Origin of the sequence: Mesorhizobium sp. (genome assembly GCF_024509055.1) — a bacterium.
GTDB lineage: Bacteria > Pseudomonadota > Alphaproteobacteria > Rhizobiales > Rhizobiaceae > Mesorhizobium.
Genome location: NZ_JANINM010000368.1, coordinates 10,362 through 26,404 on the forward strand (window position 1 = coordinate 10,362; position 16,043 = coordinate 26,404).

22 protein-coding genes and 1 pseudogene are annotated in these 16,043 nt (G+C 63.5%); 13 read left to right on the forward strand and 10 right to left on the reverse strand.

Annotation, left to right across the window (positions count from 1 at the left end; all coding sequences use genetic code 11):
• Window positions 1-94 precede the first annotated feature (94 nt).
• From Q0L57_RS16420 to Q0L57_RS16435, 4 genes are all read right to left on the reverse strand, one after another.
• Window positions 95-607 (reverse strand): ferritin-like domain-containing protein, encoded by a 513-nt coding sequence (locus Q0L57_RS16420; RefSeq protein ID WP_296744201.1) that lies wholly within the window; start codon window positions 605-607, stop codon window positions 95-97.
• A 486-nt stretch (window positions 608-1,093) separates the two neighbouring features.
• Window positions 1,094-1,357, reverse strand: coding sequence for a hypothetical protein (locus Q0L57_RS16425; protein WP_296744202.1), 264 nt, complete (start codon window positions 1,355-1,357; stop codon window positions 1,094-1,096).
• Between the two features lie 174 nt (window positions 1,358-1,531).
• Window positions 1,532-1,735, reverse strand: coding sequence for a hypothetical protein (locus Q0L57_RS16430; protein ID WP_296744203.1), 204 nt, complete (start codon window positions 1,733-1,735; stop codon window positions 1,532-1,534).
• A 119-nt stretch (window positions 1,736-1,854) separates the two neighbouring features.
• On the reverse strand, window positions 1,855-2,574 hold the full coding sequence (locus Q0L57_RS16435) for a Crp/Fnr family transcriptional regulator (RefSeq protein WP_296744204.1): 720 nt from the start codon (window positions 2,572-2,574) through the stop codon (window positions 1,855-1,857).
• A gap of 266 nt (window positions 2,575-2,840) precedes the next feature.
• On the opposite strand from Q0L57_RS16435, the gene Q0L57_RS16440 reads away from it, so the two are divergent.
• Window positions 2,841-4,100 carry a trimethylamine methyltransferase family protein gene (locus Q0L57_RS16440; protein WP_296744205.1) on the forward strand — a complete coding sequence of 420 codons (1,260 nt, stop codon included), beginning with the start codon at window positions 2,841-2,843 and terminating at the stop codon, window positions 4,098-4,100.
• Between the two features lie 42 nt (window positions 4,101-4,142).
• On the opposite strand, the gene Q0L57_RS16445 is transcribed toward Q0L57_RS16440, so the two are convergent.
• The 3 genes from Q0L57_RS16445 to Q0L57_RS16455 all read right to left on the reverse strand — a co-directional run bounded on the left by Q0L57_RS16445 (window position 4,143) and on the right by Q0L57_RS16455 (window position 5,929).
• Complete coding sequence (locus Q0L57_RS16445; protein WP_296744206.1) at window positions 4,143-4,328, reverse strand: hypothetical protein; 186 nt, start codon at window positions 4,326-4,328, stop codon at window positions 4,143-4,145.
• A gap of 596 nt (window positions 4,329-4,924) precedes the next feature.
• Window positions 4,925-5,098 (reverse strand): hypothetical protein, encoded by a 174-nt coding sequence (locus tag Q0L57_RS16450; protein ID WP_296744207.1) that lies wholly within the window; start codon window positions 5,096-5,098, stop codon window positions 4,925-4,927.
• A 627-nt stretch (window positions 5,099-5,725) separates the two neighbouring features.
• The gene (locus Q0L57_RS16455; protein WP_296744208.1) at window positions 5,726-5,929 is read right to left on the reverse strand and encodes a CsbD family protein; all 204 of its coding nucleotides are present in this window, start codon (window positions 5,927-5,929) and stop codon (window positions 5,726-5,728) included.
• A 289-nt stretch (window positions 5,930-6,218) separates the two neighbouring features.
• On the opposite strand from Q0L57_RS16455, the pseudogene Q0L57_RS16460 reads away from it, so the two are divergent.
• Window positions 6,219-6,631 (forward strand): annotated as a pseudogene (locus tag Q0L57_RS16460) (HD domain-containing protein).
• 36 nt (window positions 6,632-6,667) lie between these two features.
• On the opposite strand, the gene Q0L57_RS16465 reads toward Q0L57_RS16460, so the two are convergent.
• A complete protein-coding gene (locus Q0L57_RS16465) occupies window positions 6,668-6,826 on the reverse strand; it encodes a hypothetical protein (protein ID WP_296744209.1) in 159 nt (52 codons plus the stop codon).
• 74 nt (window positions 6,827-6,900) lie between these two features.
• A complete protein-coding gene (locus tag Q0L57_RS16470) occupies window positions 6,901-7,233 on the reverse strand; it encodes a hypothetical protein (protein WP_296744210.1) in 333 nt (110 codons plus the stop codon).
• A gap of 274 nt (window positions 7,234-7,507) precedes the next feature.
• Here Q0L57_RS16470 and Q0L57_RS16475 point away from each other — a divergent pair, with 274 nt between their 5' ends.
• The 11 genes from Q0L57_RS16475 to Q0L57_RS16525 all read left to right on the forward strand — a co-directional run bounded on the left by Q0L57_RS16475 (window position 7,508) and on the right by Q0L57_RS16525 (window position 15,590).
• Window positions 7,508-7,756: a hypothetical protein gene (locus Q0L57_RS16475; protein WP_296744211.1), complete on the forward strand. Its 249-nt coding sequence runs from the start codon at window positions 7,508-7,510 to the stop codon at window positions 7,754-7,756.
• Between the two features lie 55 nt (window positions 7,757-7,811).
• Window positions 7,812-8,864 carry a sensor histidine kinase gene (locus Q0L57_RS16480; protein ID WP_296744212.1) on the forward strand — a complete coding sequence of 351 codons (1,053 nt, stop codon included), beginning with the start codon at window positions 7,812-7,814 and terminating at the stop codon, window positions 8,862-8,864.
• Between the two features lie 174 nt (window positions 8,865-9,038).
• Window positions 9,039-9,398, forward strand: a complete 360-nt coding sequence (locus Q0L57_RS16485) for an SPW repeat protein (RefSeq protein ID WP_296744213.1) — start codon at window positions 9,039-9,041, stop codon at window positions 9,396-9,398.
• 186 nt (window positions 9,399-9,584) lie between these two features.
• Entirely contained in the window at window positions 9,585-9,743 is a 159-nt protein-coding gene (locus Q0L57_RS16490; RefSeq protein WP_296744214.1) for a hypothetical protein, read from the forward strand.
• 172 nt (window positions 9,744-9,915) lie between these two features.
• Window positions 9,916-10,875 carry a prohibitin family protein gene (locus tag Q0L57_RS16495; RefSeq protein ID WP_296744215.1) on the forward strand — a complete coding sequence of 320 codons (960 nt, stop codon included), beginning with the start codon at window positions 9,916-9,918 and terminating at the stop codon, window positions 10,873-10,875.
• Between the two features lie 346 nt (window positions 10,876-11,221).
• A complete protein-coding gene (locus Q0L57_RS16500; protein WP_296744216.1) occupies window positions 11,222-11,662 on the forward strand; it encodes a hypothetical protein in 441 nt (146 codons plus the stop codon).
• Window positions 11,646-12,545, forward strand: a complete 900-nt coding sequence (locus tag Q0L57_RS16505; RefSeq protein WP_296744217.1) for an HTTM domain-containing protein — start codon at window positions 11,646-11,648, stop codon at window positions 12,543-12,545. Before Q0L57_RS16500 ends, Q0L57_RS16505 begins: the two co-directional genes overlap by 17 nt.
• Entirely contained in the window at window positions 12,542-13,720 is a 1,179-nt protein-coding gene (locus tag Q0L57_RS16510; RefSeq protein ID WP_296744218.1) for an SdrD B-like domain-containing protein, read from the forward strand. The genes Q0L57_RS16505 and Q0L57_RS16510 overlap by 4 nt, the downstream gene beginning before the upstream one ends.
• An 82-nt stretch (window positions 13,721-13,802) precedes the next feature.
• The gene (locus Q0L57_RS16515) at window positions 13,803-14,390 is read left to right on the forward strand and encodes a hypothetical protein (RefSeq protein WP_296744219.1); all 588 of its coding nucleotides are present in this window, start codon (window positions 13,803-13,805) and stop codon (window positions 14,388-14,390) included.
• A 672-nt stretch (window positions 14,391-15,062) separates the two neighbouring features.
• Window positions 15,063-15,302: a Flp family type IVb pilin gene (locus Q0L57_RS16520; RefSeq protein ID WP_296744220.1), complete on the forward strand. Its 240-nt coding sequence runs from the start codon at window positions 15,063-15,065 to the stop codon at window positions 15,300-15,302.
• 54 nt (window positions 15,303-15,356) lie between these two features.
• Entirely contained in the window at window positions 15,357-15,590 is a 234-nt protein-coding gene (locus Q0L57_RS16525; protein WP_296744221.1) for a Flp family type IVb pilin, read from the forward strand.
• 176 nt (window positions 15,591-15,766) lie between these two features.
• Here the strand turns inward: Q0L57_RS16525 and Q0L57_RS16530 are convergent.
• Window positions 15,767-16,043 (reverse strand): Lrp/AsnC ligand binding domain-containing protein (locus Q0L57_RS16530; protein ID WP_296744222.1); only part of this gene is annotated, 277 nt, incomplete at its 5' end.

Genomic DNA, 16,043 nt, shown 5'->3' on the forward strand with positions numbered 1-16,043 from the left:
GCGGTATCCGCCCGGACTTGCGGCCACTCTTAAACGCGGCCCGGGAGGATGGCCGGCGTTTGCCGCTGGGGATTGCGACCCGTGAAACCGTCCTTCAGGCTGCCTCGGCAGCGACGTTGACGGCTGACTCGGCAAGCACGGTCAGCGCCGCGTCCGTTTCTTTTTCCTCGGTCAGCGTCCGGTCGAGCAGGTCGACCGCATCGGCAAGCCCGAGCTCCTGCGCCCAGGTCTTCAGCGTCCCGTAGCGCGAAATCTCGTAATGCTCGACCGCCTGCGCGGCCGCGAGCAGGCCGGCATCGAGCGAAGCCGAACCCTTATAGTCCTCCATGATTTCGGCCCCTTCCTCGGTGATGCCCATGATAGCGGCACAGGTCTTGCCCACCGGTTTCTTGTCGATGACCTTGAAGACTTCCTCGAGCCGGGCGACATGCTCCTCGGTCTGGACGCGGTGTTTTTCGAATGCCGACTTCAAGGCTTCGTCCTGCGCTGCTTTCGCCATTTTCGGCAAGGTTGCGAGTATCTTCTTCTCGGCGAAGTAGATGTCCTTCAGCGTGTCGTGGAAGAGGTTGTCGAGGCCTTTGCTAGCGGGGGTTTTGCTCGTCGCCATATTGGGATTCTCCGATGGGTTGATCATCACCAACCGTGGCGGCACCGACTTGTTCCGGAGAGAATTTTCGCGGCAAAGGGGCCAGAAATGAACAATTGTTATTGACCGGCAAAGGCGGTCTGCAAGCAGGCAAGGCCGAACTGCCTTCCGGAGCCCATCGGCAATGTCATTTGTTAATGTGACTGGCCGAAAGCGGGGCTAGGTGGGTGTCTGCCCCTGTGCTGTCCAAGCCGCGGGGGCACGGCCCGGCCCGCAAATCCTGTGTCACCATGATAAGCGGCCGGGCCACCTCTTGTTCCGCTGCCTTCGGCGCGCGCCTGGCAACGGTCGGTGCTTGCCGGACCGGGCGTCATCAAAGTGACATCACGCCGACGCAAATTAGGGGTGTCTAATCCTCCCCGATTGGCTCTTGTTCCCGTGACCTCTCTGCCCGGCGCGTTCCCGGGCATTCTTTTAAGTCGCGGCTGCTCGCGTTCCTCGCATCGATCACGGATCGGTTAGCAAGAATATTACGCGATTTCTGGCTTTGGCTACCAAGATGAAAGTCAGGATTTCCTGGAAATGATCGAGAATTTCCTTCTTAGCCGCTGACTCCGGCAGCGCATTTATCTCCTCATTGAATGATGAGGCGCGCTTGCTTAGAGCGGCCAGAATGTCGTCTTGCTCAGCTTCCAGGGAAAATAGTCGCTGCTGGCGCGCTCGAAAACTGGAGCCCTGCAACAGCTCGTCCTGTACCGCGTCTCTGGCCATTCTGCCCTCCCACTCGAGACAGGCGCCTCCGGGATGGAAAGCATACGCCTCGATCGGCCAGGTGGCGATGAAATCGGGGGTGAAGCAGGACGCGCCCTGAACCGAGGGGCCCAATCCTCCCGATTGGCCCTTGTTCCCGTGACCTCTGAGCCCGGCGCGTGCCCGGGCTTTGCTTCACGCCGCGGCTACCTCGAGCTTGGCCCTTATCGAGTCGACGGCCTTCGCGATGGCATCGGCGGCTTGCTGGTCCAGCGCGATATCCAGCAGGCCTTCGGTGGTCCGGATCGAAAGGATGCCAAGAGCACCCTCGTGATCCTCGACGGTGCTGACGTGAAACTCGGTCGGCACGAAAGGCGCGGCCTTGTCCTTGGGCGTCATCGTTCACCTGTGTTGTCGCAAGCGAACAATCGCGCAATCTGCCCCGGTGTTCAATCGGGCTTAGGTCCGTGCCCTTCATGGGCCGTCTCGTAAGGGAAGGCCGGCTACCCCGGTCCGTCTCAGCGCGGCTCGCGCGCCATGCTGAGATAAGTCGGGTCGAACTCGGCGATATCCTGCAGCTTGTGCCAGTCGAGGATCGTTACGGTGTGGTTCGCCCAGGAGATGACCCCGCTGTTGCGCAGCGCGCTGATGACGCGGTTCATATGCACCACCGAAAGCCCCAGCACGTCGGCAAGCTCGGCCTGGGAAACGGGCAAATGGAAGCTCATGCCGTTGGTCCTCCTGACCACCTGCAGCCGCACGAAGAGCTCGCACAGCAGATGCGCCAGATGCGAGACCTTCGAGCGCCGTCCCATGGCGACGATCCACTCGCGGTGGATGGCGCCGTCGACCAGCGTATCCAGCCACAGCAGCCTGGTCAGGTGCGGCGCCTTCTCGGTGATGCTGCGCAGCTTCGAATGGTCGGCGATGATGACATGGCAGGGCGAAAGCGCCGTGATGCCGTGGTCCATTGTCTTCAGCAGGAAGGCGTAGAGATCGACGAAATCGCCCGGAAGATGCAGCGACGTGATCTGCCGGCCGCCATCGGCCAGCACCTTGTAGCGGGCCGCCAGCCCGTCGAGGATCAGTGTGCTGTGGGTTAGCCGCGATCCCGATGACACGATGTCCTGGCCGACGGCAAAATCCCTCTCGGCGGACATCAGCCCTCCGAGCAGCGCTTTCTCTTCGTCGGACAAGGAATCGTGCTGGCCGAGATTCAGGAAAAGGGATTCGAGCATTCAAAAATTTCCATGAGCGGGCAAGGGACCCGGTCTCAGGGCTTCAGGACAGGCGTGCCTGACGAGGTATGGGGTTGTTCATCCGTGCGCGCTAACATTTGATAGTCGGGCGCTTTTTCCCCCGGCCAATTGCCGTTGGTCCGGCGATCGACGGCAGGCGACCTTGCCGTGTCGCCTGCCCGGAATGCGACGCGCCAGGGCGCGCCGGGAGCGTCGCGACCTCGAGCCGAATCTCGATAATCCCCCCGGTGCAATGCGGGGCGAGCATGTCGGCTTTATTGACAAGGGATCATCGCGAGGCGGCGGATTTCATCGCCGGCGGCTATCGCCACGAACAGGACGACAGCGGCCTGGAGGCGATAGAGAAGGCCGCCGACCGGGTGCTGGAAGAGACCGGCATCCGCTTCCAGGACGATCCGGAGACCATCGAAATCCTGAAGCAGGCGGGCGGCGCGGCGACCGGCGACATCGCGCGGCTGGATGGCGCCGAGCTGCGCCGCATCGTGCGCCGGCATGCGCCCGGTCGCTTCCTGCTGCGCGGCAGGAAACCCGCGCGCGACACGCTGGTGGGCAGCGAGGACGCGGCCATCTTCGCGCCCATATACGGCGCGCCGAACGTGCTGCTCGAGGACGGAAAGCGGGTGGCCGGCAGCCGCAAGATCTATGGCGATCTGGTCGCCGCCGCCCATGCTAGCCCGGCGCTCGCCAACACCGGGCAGATGATCTGTGTCATGGAGGATGTCGCCGAAGCCGCGCGTCCCCTGGAAATGCTGCTGGCGCATCTGACCCTTTCGGACAAGCCCTGCATGGGCAGCATCGCCTCGCCGTCGACGGCCGAGGAGATCATCGACCTGACGGCGGCGGCTATCGACCGTCCGGCGCGCGCCGGCGAATGCAACCTTCTCCACCTGATCAATGCCACGCCGCCGCTCACCTATTGGCCGAACCCGCTGAAATGCCTGCGGGCGATCGCGCTGAAGGGCGAGGCGAGCATGGTCTCGTCCTACATGATGATGGGCGCAACGGCTCCGGTCACGGTCGCCGGGGCCGTCATCCAGGGCTATGCCGAGGTGCTGGCCGGCCTCGCGCTGGCGCAGCTGTGGCGGCCCGGCGCGCCGGTGGTCATGGGCATCCTCGGCTATCCGTTCGACATGCGCCGCATGTTGCCGAACTTCGGCGACCCGGCCTCGCAGCTTGTCCAGTTCTGCGCCGCCGGGCTCGGCAGGCGGCTCGGCGTTCCGGTGAGGGCGGACGGCGCGATCACCTCGGCCAAGGTCGACGACGCGCAATCCGGCGCCGAAGGGGGCAGGGTGGTTGCGGCGGCGGTGGCCTCGGGATCGCATTTCATCCTGCATGCCGCCGGCTGGCTCGAGCAGGGGCGCACTGTGTCGGTGCCGAAGTTCCGCCGCGATGCCAATGCGCTCGCCGCCATGCTGGGTGCGCAATCGGTCGAATGCGAGCCGCCGGCGCGCCTGGACAGCGCGGTCGAGAGAGAAATACGCGCCAGGCTTTCCGCCTGGGGCTAGAACGTCACATGGCTGCCAGAGCGTTTGTATTCCTGGAATTGCCTAGCGTTTCTGCTTTCCGCCTTCCAACGCCTCGAGGGCCGGTGTCTCCTGCGCCTCGCGTATCAGCCGCAGTGCCTCGTCGGGCGCGAGCCCGCATTTGCGGGCGAAATAGATTGCTTCCGACGCCTCCGCGCTGGAGGCGGTTTCGATAGCCGTTGGCGGCGGTCTGGATCTTATCTTGGTCATCGGCCTTCCACGCCGAATCGATTATTCGGCTAATGATATCATGTTTGCGGGGTGATCAAAGTTTCATATCAGGCAAGGCGGCTTTGTGCACCAGCTTTCCGCTATGCCAAGTCAGGCGAGCAGGCCTGTCTGGCAGATGCAGCTGACGGAGAGCAGCAGCATCCTAGTTGCAGCTGATCGCCGGGAGCGACCATCAGGACTCCATGGCGGCTTGGAGACGAAGGTAGTGCCTCGATTGAAACATTGGCGGCATGTAACATGAGTAAGTGCGCCACACTGACAGCTGTGGCATGGTCTTCCAGATGGCGCATATCAAAGACACCCAAAGACTGGTCCATCGTATTCGCGAAGCGCAGCGCCGCGCCGCCAGGCACGCCGAAGAAACCAACCAGCTCGTGCAGGAAAGTCGGCGGTTGATCCAGCAGTCACGCGACATCCTTAGCCGCGCGCAAGTTATCGGGATTAATCCCCTGGACGTTCGGGCGGCCAGGCGCTTTTCCCAGGGTCCGCCAGCAGGCCCGCGCCTGACGGCATCGGCGCCACGGGGGCCGTCTTCTCGCATAAGCACATGAGACGGTGGCGGCGCTTATGTTTCATCAGCGCTTGCCCTTCGTCTTGGCCTTCGCAGGCTTTGCCTCTTGCTGCTGCGCAAGCCGTGCCGCCTTGAGGCGGGCGGTCTTTGCAGCCCTCGCGGCGGCTTCGTCATCGATTATCGAACGTGCTGCCTGCGTCGTGGCGTCGCCCTTGTTTTCGAGCTTTGATTTGAACACTGCACCATCCTCTAGCCGAACAATTCCGAGTATTTCTCAATCGAGAGAAACGTCTTGCGGACCACTTCGGGGCCCAATCGCTCATCCACAAATAGATAGTGAGAATCCTTGAAAAGACCAACGAGGCTGTGCGAACCTCGCATCTTGCGACGATCCCGCGAAGTCAGTTGCCCGCGAATTCAGTTGCTTGACGCGGAACCGAAGCACCCTATGTCCAGCCTATCGCCGGTAACCATGCCCTGGACACCATTGGCGGCTGAGAGACGACGAAGCGCTCCCGTCTGAGAACGGAGAGCGATATGCTGCGAGAGAAGATTTTCCCGCGCCCCTTGCACACCAGCTTTCAGGAGCAGCTCATCCACGGGAGCCGGCTCGCTATAAACCGTTCCTACGAACTGCTGCACCGGACAGAGCATTTGGTGCGGCCTGGACTGCCCATCGTCCCGACGCGGGTTTCCGTCAAGGATCGCGGGCCTGCCTCTCGGTTTCCCTGGTCTCGATAGCGCGATCATGCCCGTGGTCTGTTCCGGGGCCGTGGTTCTTGCAGGACAACGCAAGCCAACATCGGAAAAGGGCGCTGCCGCAAGGCAACGCCCTCCGCCTTAAAGGCTGTGGAAGCAGTGGGGCTTACCAGCCCTGCCGGCCATACCAGTCGTCGATGTCGCGCCGGGCGCGGTCCTTCTCGATGCCGTAGCGTTCCTGGATCTTGCCTTCGAGCTGGTCGCGCTTGCCGGCGATGCGGTCGAGGTCGTCATCGGTGAGCTTGCCCCACTGTTCCTTGACCTTGCCTTTCATCTGCTTCCAGTTTCCTTCGACGCGGTTCCAATCCATGGGTCATCTCCTGCGTTGGATACGAAAGCGAAACGGACGCCCAAGGCGGAAGTTCCGGTCGATGGGCGACGCGATGCCGACGACCTGGTTCCGGGTGTCCGTCGATGCGTCGGCCCCTTGGGAAAACCAAGGATCGGGCCGGAACAATTAGCCGCTGCTGATGTTCCTATAGCTGTGGCGCGCAACTCGCTCCCCAGGGAAGGGCGCCACCAAGCCGGGTTCTCCAACCCGTACGAGCCCGCCCCGGCGGTCCCCGAGGCGGGCTCTTCAACAGGATTTCGTGGAGACAATGTTCCAGCAAGCAGCGAAGATTGCCGAAGAGCCCATCGCGGCCAGAAGGACAAGAACGGCAGACCTTACATCGAACATCTGAGGCGTGTGGCCGAGGCGGTCGAGACCATCGACGAAAAGACCGTCGCCTATCTGCACGACGTCGTCGAGAAAGGCGAGGGCTGGACGCTGGCGCGGCTGGAGGCGGCTGGCTTCAGCCGCCGGATCGTCGCGGCTGTCAGTGCCTTGACCAGAAGGCTGGACGACAGCGAGCAGGGTTTCATCTGCCGCGCCGCCTCGAACCCGCTGGCGAGGCCTGTCAAGGAAGCGGACCTGAAGGACAATCTCTGGCAGGCGCATCAGGCAGGCGTGGCGCCAACCAGCTACGAGACAGGACTTCGCCTTCTGGACAACATGGCCATCCGCCGCTGACGCGTGCACTTCAGGCAGTCCGGACCCGGCAAGGTTTCAGGCGCCCGATTTGAGCGCCTTTGCCTCTCGAACGAGCGAACTCCAATTCAGGCCGATGAGAAGGACGAGTTCGAGCGCCTGGGCTTCGGTGATGCCGGTTTCTTCGACAAGCCGCTTCACGAAATCTTCGAAGGTGGGGTTCTCTTGCTCGGACATTTGGCGTTTCCCGTTCCACGGGATCAACGCAACGTCAGATTGAGAGGTTCCTTGAGGCGATAGCTGTTTGCGCGTTATTCCTCGAGTTGCAGCATCTCGACTGGAACGCCAGGCGTCGTCCTCTCATCCAGTATTCTTTCGAGGTCGTTGCGATTGTCACGGTCGCAGAGATCGGGCATGTCCAGCGCCGTCAGCGTCCGCTCGTCGAACTCGATCGGCGCGCCATAGATCTGCGCCACCTGCATCACCAGGGTCTCAATGTCCTCGCGGGCGAAGTTGTGCTCGATGTTCTCGAGCCTGATCGCCTCCGACAACCCGACAATGTCGACGATGCCATTTTCCCGCAGGGCCTGCTGGACCTTGCAGTGGGCATCGTCCCGCAATCGATCGGAAAATCCTATAAGCATTCGGAAAACCTCCCTTTCGCGAAGGTTTATCCCTCTTCAGCCACCATGCGCCCGCCGCGTGCGAATAGCAATACACAAAAGTTAAAAATATTAAATAAATCAACTAGTTAGTATAGATCATCAAATGTGGTTTCGCCGCATCATGGGCATCGTTAGCGTAAGGCTCCGTTGTCGCATCAGCCATTCTTGACGTTTTATGTCGTAAACCCTATTTCTACTCACAGTGAGACACATACTCATTCGTGGCATTTCACTGTCTTTGAGGGAGGCTGAAGTGGCGGAGTTGGAAAGGCCGCAGCGCTTGCAGATCATGCTCACCGAGGATGAGCTGACTGCTCTGGAAAACTGGCGTTTCGACAAGCGCATGCCGAGCCGCTCGGCCGCCGTGCGCGAATTGCTGCGCCGGGGTCTGGCGGCCGAGGGTTTCCTGACCGCCGGGTCCGGCGTGAAGTCGCAGGATTTCGGGGTGCTGTCGCCGGAAAGCAAGTCCGACATCAACCCCGATGGGTCCAAGGCCAGATGATGTTTCCCCTTGCCCCGGTCGTTGCCTTCGACCGCGCTTGCTCTAATTAGCCCCCATGACGAATTCGGGGGGACCCATCCGCCAAGACGCCAGTGCCGACGCACGCCTCGCGGCGATCGTCGATTCCTCCTATGACGCCATCGTCGGCAAGGATCTGAACAGCGTCATCACCAGCTGGAACCGCGCCGCCGAGCGCATGTTCGGCTACAGCGCCGAGGAGGCGATCGGCCAGTCGATCCTGATGCTGATCCCCGAGCATCTGCAAAGCGAGGAGACCGAGATCATCGGCCGCATCCGCAGGGGCGAGGGCATAGCCGGCCATGAGACGACGCGCCGGCGCAAGGACGGCTCGCTGATCGCCGTGTCGCTGACCGTCTCGCCGATCCGCAACAGCGAGGGCGAGATCGTCGGCGCCTCCAAGATCGCCCGTGACATCACCGCCGCCAAGGAGAGCGAGCGCCGCATCCGGCTCCTGATGCGCGAGGTGAACCATCGCGTGAAGAACCAGTTCGCGGTCATCCTGTCGATGGTCAGGGAAACCAGCAAGCGCTCGACCGGTCCCGGCGAATTCGAGGAAATGATCCGCGCCCGCATCATGGCGCTGTCGCGCTCGCACGATCTTCTTGTCACATCGGAGTGGGCGGGAGCCAGCCTGTTCGACCTCATCCAGGAGCATCTGAAGCCGTTCGCCCACGAGGAGCGCATCTCGCTCTCCGGCCCGCTGCTGACGCTGCAGTCGAACGCCGTGCAGAATCTCGGCATGGCCTTCCACGAACTCGGCACCAACTCGTCCAAATATGGCGCGCTGGCCAGCGAGGGCGGCCGCGTCGAGATCACCTGGAAAGTCGAGAGCGGACTTCAGGCGCAGCGCCTGTTCCAGCTCATGTGGCACGAGACATCGCCCGCGCGGGCCGACGCCCCGCCGCCGGAGACGGCGCGCAAGGGCTTCGGCACGGTCGTGCTGCAGCGCGTGGCGCCGCAGTCGTTGGGCGGCACCTCCAGCCTGGAGCGCTCTCCCGGCGAGGTGAGATGGGCGCTGACGGCGCCGCTGGAGGCAATCATCGTGCCGCAGCTCGGCGCCGAGAACGACGGCGACTTCAGCGTTTGAGGCGACTGGCCGGGAAGCTTTCCCATAGACGCAGGTGGGGACGGGCAGGGTGGCGCGCAAGTTTGCCACGGTGCCCTCCTTGCAGGCTATCGAAACGTAATTACATCAATGGGTAAGCGTGCGCACGCACGCGACTGCAGTTGCTTTGGTCAAGCTTCAACTATGGAGGTTGTCATGGCAAGCAAACTGATGGAAGGAAGACGGGGCCAGGACTGGGTCAATCTCATCCTGGCGATCTGCCTGTTCATCTCCCCCTGGGTCATCGGATTCGTTGGTGTGATGGCACCCGCGTGGAACGCCTGGATCGTGGGCGTCCTCCTCGGGGCGCTGGCGCTCGCCGCGATTTCGGTGTTCGCCGAGTGGGAGGAATGGGTCAATCTCGTCCTCGGGCTCTGGCTGATCGTGTCGCCCTGGCTGTTGCACTTCACAGCCGAGACGCACGCCATGGCCACGCATGTCGTTCTCGGCGTGCTGGTGGTCGCGGCATCGGCCTGGGCCGTCTGGGACGTCCGTCATCCGCACGCGCATGCGTGAGCGGTGATTGACCGGGGGCCCGCCGCGATGAGCGGCGAGCTCCTTTAATTCAGAAGGACAAGAAGCGCGGCGGACGTAGCTGTCCTTACGCGACGCGCAGGGGCATCGGGCTGAACGGCGGCAGCGGCGACTTCACGCAATTGCTGCAACCGGAAACGTTTTCGTGCATTCTTGGGAATGGCCTCGATGTTCCACCCCGACACGCCTGCCAAATGCTGCTCCTATTGCGGCGGCCGCGACCATGATTTCGAGGAATGCCCGAAGCGCAAGGTCGATGCCGAGCGAGAGCAGGAGACCGCGCGCCAAGACCTGAATCCCGAGCAGGAAAGGTTTGCCGCGGATTGAGCGTCGCGAGGGCGTTTTTGATGGCGTTAGCCAAGTAGAGAAGTTAATTCCACTTATAATATAAAATTTTTTAGTCGTAACATCTGGTGCGGCGTACGCCGGCTATCCACATCAATTGCGTCCTGCCATCGCCGTTGCTGCGGTGCAGGCATGGCAACCGATGGGGTAATCAATGACCGAAATTGAGGGTAACACGAACCGCCGGCGGGGCGGGGCGGCGATCGGCTCGTGGCCGATCGGTTCCGGGCTGGCGACGCTTGGCGTCGTGGCCGTGGCCGCCCTTGCGGTTATGAACTCGTGGTACACGATCGACCAGGGCGATCGCGGCGTGCTGTTGACCAACGGCGCGCTGAGCGCGGTGGTCGATCCCGGGCTGCATTTCAAGCTGCCTTTCCTCCAGCGCGTCGAGAAGATCAGCCTGCGCCAGCAGGTGCTGCGGTGGGGCTGCGAGAGTGGCAACGACTGCGGCAACGCACCGGCCATGCAGGCCTACTCGCGCGACCAGCAGCCGGCGGACATGCGTGTCACGGTGAACTTCCACGTGCCTGCGGCGGAAGTGAGCAACGTCTACACCAATTACGGCTCGGTCGACGCGCTGGCCGACCGCGTCATCGCCCGCAAGGCGCCGCAACAGGTCAAGACCGTGTTCGGCCAATATGACGCGGTCTCCGTCATCCAGAATCGCGCCGGCTTCAACAAGGACGTCGCCGCGGCGATCGCCGCCGTCACCGACGGCCCGGTGACGATCGACAGCGTGCAGGTGGAAAACATCGACTTCTCCGCCGCCTACGAGCAGGCGGTGGAAGCCAGGATGACGGCGCAGGTCGAAGTGCAGAAGCAGGAGCAGAACCTGCAGCAGGAAAAGATCAAGGCCGACATCGCCGTCACCCAGGCCAGGGGCCGCGCCGACAGCGTGAAGGCCGAGGCCGACGCCAGCGCCTACAAGACCAAGGTCGAGGGCGAGGCCGCCGCCGACGCCATCAAGGCGCGCGCCGGAGCGCTGGCCAACAATCCGCTGCTGGTCGAACTGACCAAGGCCGAGCGCTGGAACGGCGAACTGCCGACATCGATGATCCCTGGCTCGACCGTGCCGTTCCTCGAGATCGGCACGCAGGCGGCGGCATCGCACTGAGGCGCTGAGGCATATGCCGGCGATTGGGGCGAGGCCTGCGTGACAGCTAATCTCCCCCCTCGTGGGGGAGATGGCCGGCAGGCCAGAGGGGGGCGCGAAGGATCACTGCGCCTGTGCATTTCCCTCCACCGCGAACCTTGCGCGTCGCGGTGCTCATAATCGAAAAGCTGGCGGGACAGCGCCCCCCTCTGTCCTGCCGGACATCTCCCCCACAAGGGGGGAGATTGGCAGCTTCGGCGCTGTGCCGCCATCGTTCAAACCCTCGTCAGGCCAATCTCCCGACTTTTTCTGGGATGGTCGAGGAACGGCGTCGATCCGGTCTATAGTCGCCATTGGGGGTGGCCGGGTGGCGGATGTTGTCTCGATCGCAGTAAGTGCGGAGCCTGCCGGGCGCGTCTCGGCGGGACGCCTGCGGCTCTGCGCCTTCGTCGCGATCGCCGCGTTCATGATCGCCGGTCCGGCCACCTCGCAGATCTTCGGCGTGCAAACCCCATTCCTGCGCTCCTGGACCATGTTCAGCGCGATCGGGATCGGCGTGATCGACGCTTCCTTCGAGATCCGCCGGCCCGACGGCACGCTTGCCCCGCTCGACCGGTTCGAGATGCTTGGCGCCCCTCGCGACGGCAGGCTGAAGTGGGTCCAGAGCAGCGAGGATTTGGACTCCATCATCAAGCAGCTCTGCGCGGCCGCCGGGCAGGGCGCCGACATCCGCGTTCGCGCGCGCCAGGGCACGCGCGGCGGCTGGCAGATCATCCATACCGATGCCGCAAATGCCTGCGCCGGCTGACGCCATCGCCGATTGGTCCGGATGGGCCGTGATGCGCGCCTTGGCGGCGCGGTTCGTCGGCTGGGCGGCCTATTCGGAAGGTTCCTCGCGTTCGTCCGCGTTGATCCGCATCGGCCTGGCAATGCTGTTCTGGTCCCGTTGGGCAGGCGAGTTGCTGGCCTACATCGATCAATCGCCGACCGGTCTTTTTCTCACGGCCAACTTCTTCGTCGCGACAGCGCTGCTCTTTGTCGGCTACCACAGCCGCGTCGCCGCTGTCTGGGCCGGCGCGGTCGGCATGGCGATGTACTATTATTTCGGCTTCCAGCTCGGTCGCGAGCCGTGGACCCACCACCATACCTATCTGCTGGCAGTCGCGGCGCTGCTGATCGCGCTCACCCCTTGCGGCCGCTCCTATTCGCTGGACCGCTATCTGGCGGTGGTGCGCGCCGAGCGCGCCGGTCTTCCGCCGCCAGCGGAGCGCGGCAATCTCTGGGGGCTGCGGCTGATCGTGGTGCAGCTCTCGGTGCTCTATTTCTTCGCCGCCTTCGACAAGACGAACCACGCTTTCCTGAGCGGCGCGCGCATCGAGCAGATATTCCTCTGGTATTACGCGGGTTCGGACTATCCGGCGATCCCCGGCTTTGCCTGGGCGGCCACGGCCGTGTCCCTTGCCGTGGTGGCGCTCGAATACAGCCTTGCTTTCGGCCTGCCGTTTCGCCGCACAAGGCGCTACTTGGTCCTGCCGGGCCTGGCTTTTCACGCCATCATCTATGTGACGCTGCCGGTCTACACCTTCAGCGCCACCATGGCGTTGCTCTACCTTGCCTATTTCGACGCCGGTGACGTCGACCGCGTCATAGCCCGGCTCCAGGGGACCGGATTGAGAGAGGAAATTCCGTGAAGCGTGGTTTGTTGTTTCCCGGCGCCGGAACCCTGGTGGTCGCGGCGGCACTCGGTTCGGCCATGGTCTGCGGCGCGGCCCGCGCCGGCAGCGCCCAGGATTACTACCCCGCGCGCGCATGGGGTTCCCTCAGCGGCGGCCAGATGAACACGTCGCTTCTCGTGTTCCGCGACCTCAACAGGAACGGCGTCTACGACATGGGCGACCGGCCGATGTCGCGTGTGGCCGTGGAACTCGACAAACCTGACGGCGAGACCATCATGCGGCTGACCAATTCCGGCGGCTTCGCCAATTTCCGCATGTCGGTCAGTCAGCGCGATCTCGAGGTCGTCGAGCCCGGGCATTACAAGTTCAAGGTGGTGCCTCCGCCAGGTTTTTCCGTCACCACTGGCAACGCCTCGCAGGAGAGCGACTATGTCGTTTCGCCCGGGGCGCCGGGCGACATGATCGCGCTCAGCACGACGCACCCGGTCGGGCTCGCGGCGGATCTGACGATCAGCGGAGCGGTCGCCGCCGGGGCGCGCGTTTCCCTAATAGGGCCGGATGGCGTCACCGCCGCCGCCAAAGTGGGGCAGGATGGGCGTTTCAGCGTCCCCGTGGCGCCCGGCGAATGGCTGGTTGATCTTTCGGCCAATGGGGTGAAGGAGAGGCGCAAGGTCGTGGCCGGCGCGGCGCCGATCGTGCTCTCGGCGTTTTCAGGCAAGGCCGGACCCGCCGGGGAACCGCTGCCCAACCAGCATGTCGTCGGCTTCGACGACCTGATGACGATGCCTGGCGTGGCCGAGATTCCGTCCGGCTATGGCGGGCTCGACTGGTACAATCTCGTTGCCATGCACCAGCGCTTCACCGACGGCTCGGGCTACGTCAACACCACCATGTCGGGTGAATTCATCGCCTATAACAGCTCAGGCCATCCCGCACAGGTGTCCAGCGACAAGCCGTTCGATTTCACGGGCGCCTATTTCGGCGCCGGCTGGGACGACGCTGAAGGCGAGACGCTCATTCTGAAGGCGTGGCGGGGCGACCAGCCGGTATATGAGGATCAACTGGTGCTGTCGGCGAACGGGCCGGTCTACTTTGCGGCGGATTACAGGCACATCACGCGGCTCGAGATCCGCACGCAGCACTACTGGCAGGTCGCGATCGACGATTTCGCCTACCGCACCGGCCAATAGTCAAGCGGCCTCAGCAAGAGCTTCGCCAGGACGATCCGCAAGAACGCGAGCCGCCGTCCGAATGGCTGGGGGAGGCGTTGTGATGTCCGCCGCCGGTTCCGCCATTACCGCCGGTTCCACCCGTGCCGCCGGTTCCACCTGTGCCGCCAGTTCCACCGGTGCCGCCCGTGCCACCGGTGCCGCCCGTTCCGCCGGTGCCGCCCGTGCCGCCGGTCCCACCCGTTCCACCGGTCCCACCCGTTCCACCGGTTCCACCCGTGCCACCCGTTCCGCCGGTGCCGCCCGTGCCACCGGTTCCACCGGTCCCGCCCGTGCCACCGGTGCCGCCCGTGCCACCAGTTCCGCCCGTGCCGCCAGTGCCACCAGTTCCGCCGGTTCCACCAGTGCCGCCAGTTCCGCCGCCGCCATTGCCGCCTGTTCCGCCAGTTCCACCGGTCCCACCACCGCCACCGTTGCCGCCGGTTCCACCAGTTCCGCCCGTTCCGCCGCCACCCCCACCGCCATTGCCGCCATTTCCACCGGTACCGCCAGTTCCGCCGGTTCCACCATTACCCCCGTTGCCACCGTTCCCGCCGTTGCCCAGGGCCAGAAGAGCGCGCTTGGCCTCCTGCAACCGGGCTTTCGCATCCGTGGACTGGTGAAATCCGTCTTGCGGCTCTGGCAGGACTGAAGCCGCGCGAGCCGCCATGGCCGTCGGCAGCAGCATGGTCGACGCAACCAGCGCGGCGGCCAGACTGTTCCTCGGCAAGATGCGGCTCGCGCTCCTCGCGCTTGTCATGAATGCGAAGAACCGCAAGCGCCCGGCCGACACCTGTCCGGCACGCTCCGCGCCCGTTCCGATCGAGATGAATTCTGCCACCAGCTTAACCCCCCGCGCACCGCCTTATAGACCGGTTCGGCCCCCGTTCTTCGACCGTGCCAGAAATAGTCTGGACTCGACGCCGCGCTTGTGCAGGGAGACCTTCGACGTGCCGCATCGGTCGGCCGACGCGTTGTTGCGACGCGGCCGCGAACGGCGACGCGTGTTCGACCAGGTTGACACTTCAGGCGGGAAGCTTGCGGGGCTGTCTCGACCCGGGGGTCAAAGATATAACCGGTTAATGCTTGCGGCAGCACGGAATTGCTCCGCTCAACCTATGGTTAAAACGCCTCAAGTCCTTGCGCTGCATGGGTTTGAACGGGCTTTATTGTTTTGCGTAAGTATTTTCTGGTTAAGAAAACGCTAATTTCCTATTGACGCCGTTCACGAGCCGTAACATCGTTGTGAGGTCGAAGAACGACGGGGGGTAGACACTGAATGGCGGGGTAGACCCCTTTGTGTGGACGAGTAAGGGGAAATATCATGACGAAGCTTATGAGCATTATTACGCAGTTCCGTGATGACGAAAACGGAGCGGCGATGGTCGAATATTCCATCCTCATCGGTATCATCGCCGGCGCCGCGATACTCGCGATCGTTGCGATCGGTGGATGGGTCAGCGGCCGTTTCACGGGCCTCTGCGGTATCTTGAACGGCAAGGGCGCGACGGGAACCGCAGGCACGTTCGGCAAGTGTGACGCCACCGGCGGCACCGGCTCCTGATAGCCCGCAGGCTCGGGTCGCAAAGGCTCGAGCCAACACCGAGCGAGAAACGAAATGACAAAACTCATGGACACGGCGCGGCGCTTTCGCGACGACGAAGAAGGCGCCGCAATGGTGGAATACTCGATCCTGATCGGGATCATTGCTGGTGCGGCCATCCTTGCCATCGTGGCAATTGGCGGCTGGGTGAGCGGTCGGTTTACCGGCCTCTGCAGCGTCATGGGCGGCGCGGCAGTGGTGAAAGCTACGGGCGGCGCTTGCGATGCTAGTGCCGGGACCGGCAGCTAACACGGAGACAAATACACGCCTCCGTCATTGAACCCGATGAGACGTGTATTGAGAGGGCCGGCGCTTCGTCACGCCGGCCCTCTTTCGCTTTAATGCTCCGCCTAGGTGAGTGCCGAAGCTAGATCGGCGAGGTCCTGAGTCGTCGGTCGTTTCGTGGCGCCTCAATAGTCGGCGACCTACCTCGCCACATGCCCCGCCGCGTCGGCAAACGAGATATCGCTCTTGATCTCGCGCATCGCCATCGAGGTGACGGTGCGGCGCACGCCGGGAAGGCGGCTGAGCTCGACGCGCAGCATGCGGTCGAGCGCCATCATGTCGACGGTGACGATCTGCAGCAGATAGTCGGCCTCGCCGGTGGTGGCGTAGCAGCGGCGGATCAGCGGGTGTTTCTTCACCGACGCCTCGAAGGCGTCCGACACCTCGAAGTCGATCGACACCTGGATGAAGGCCTCG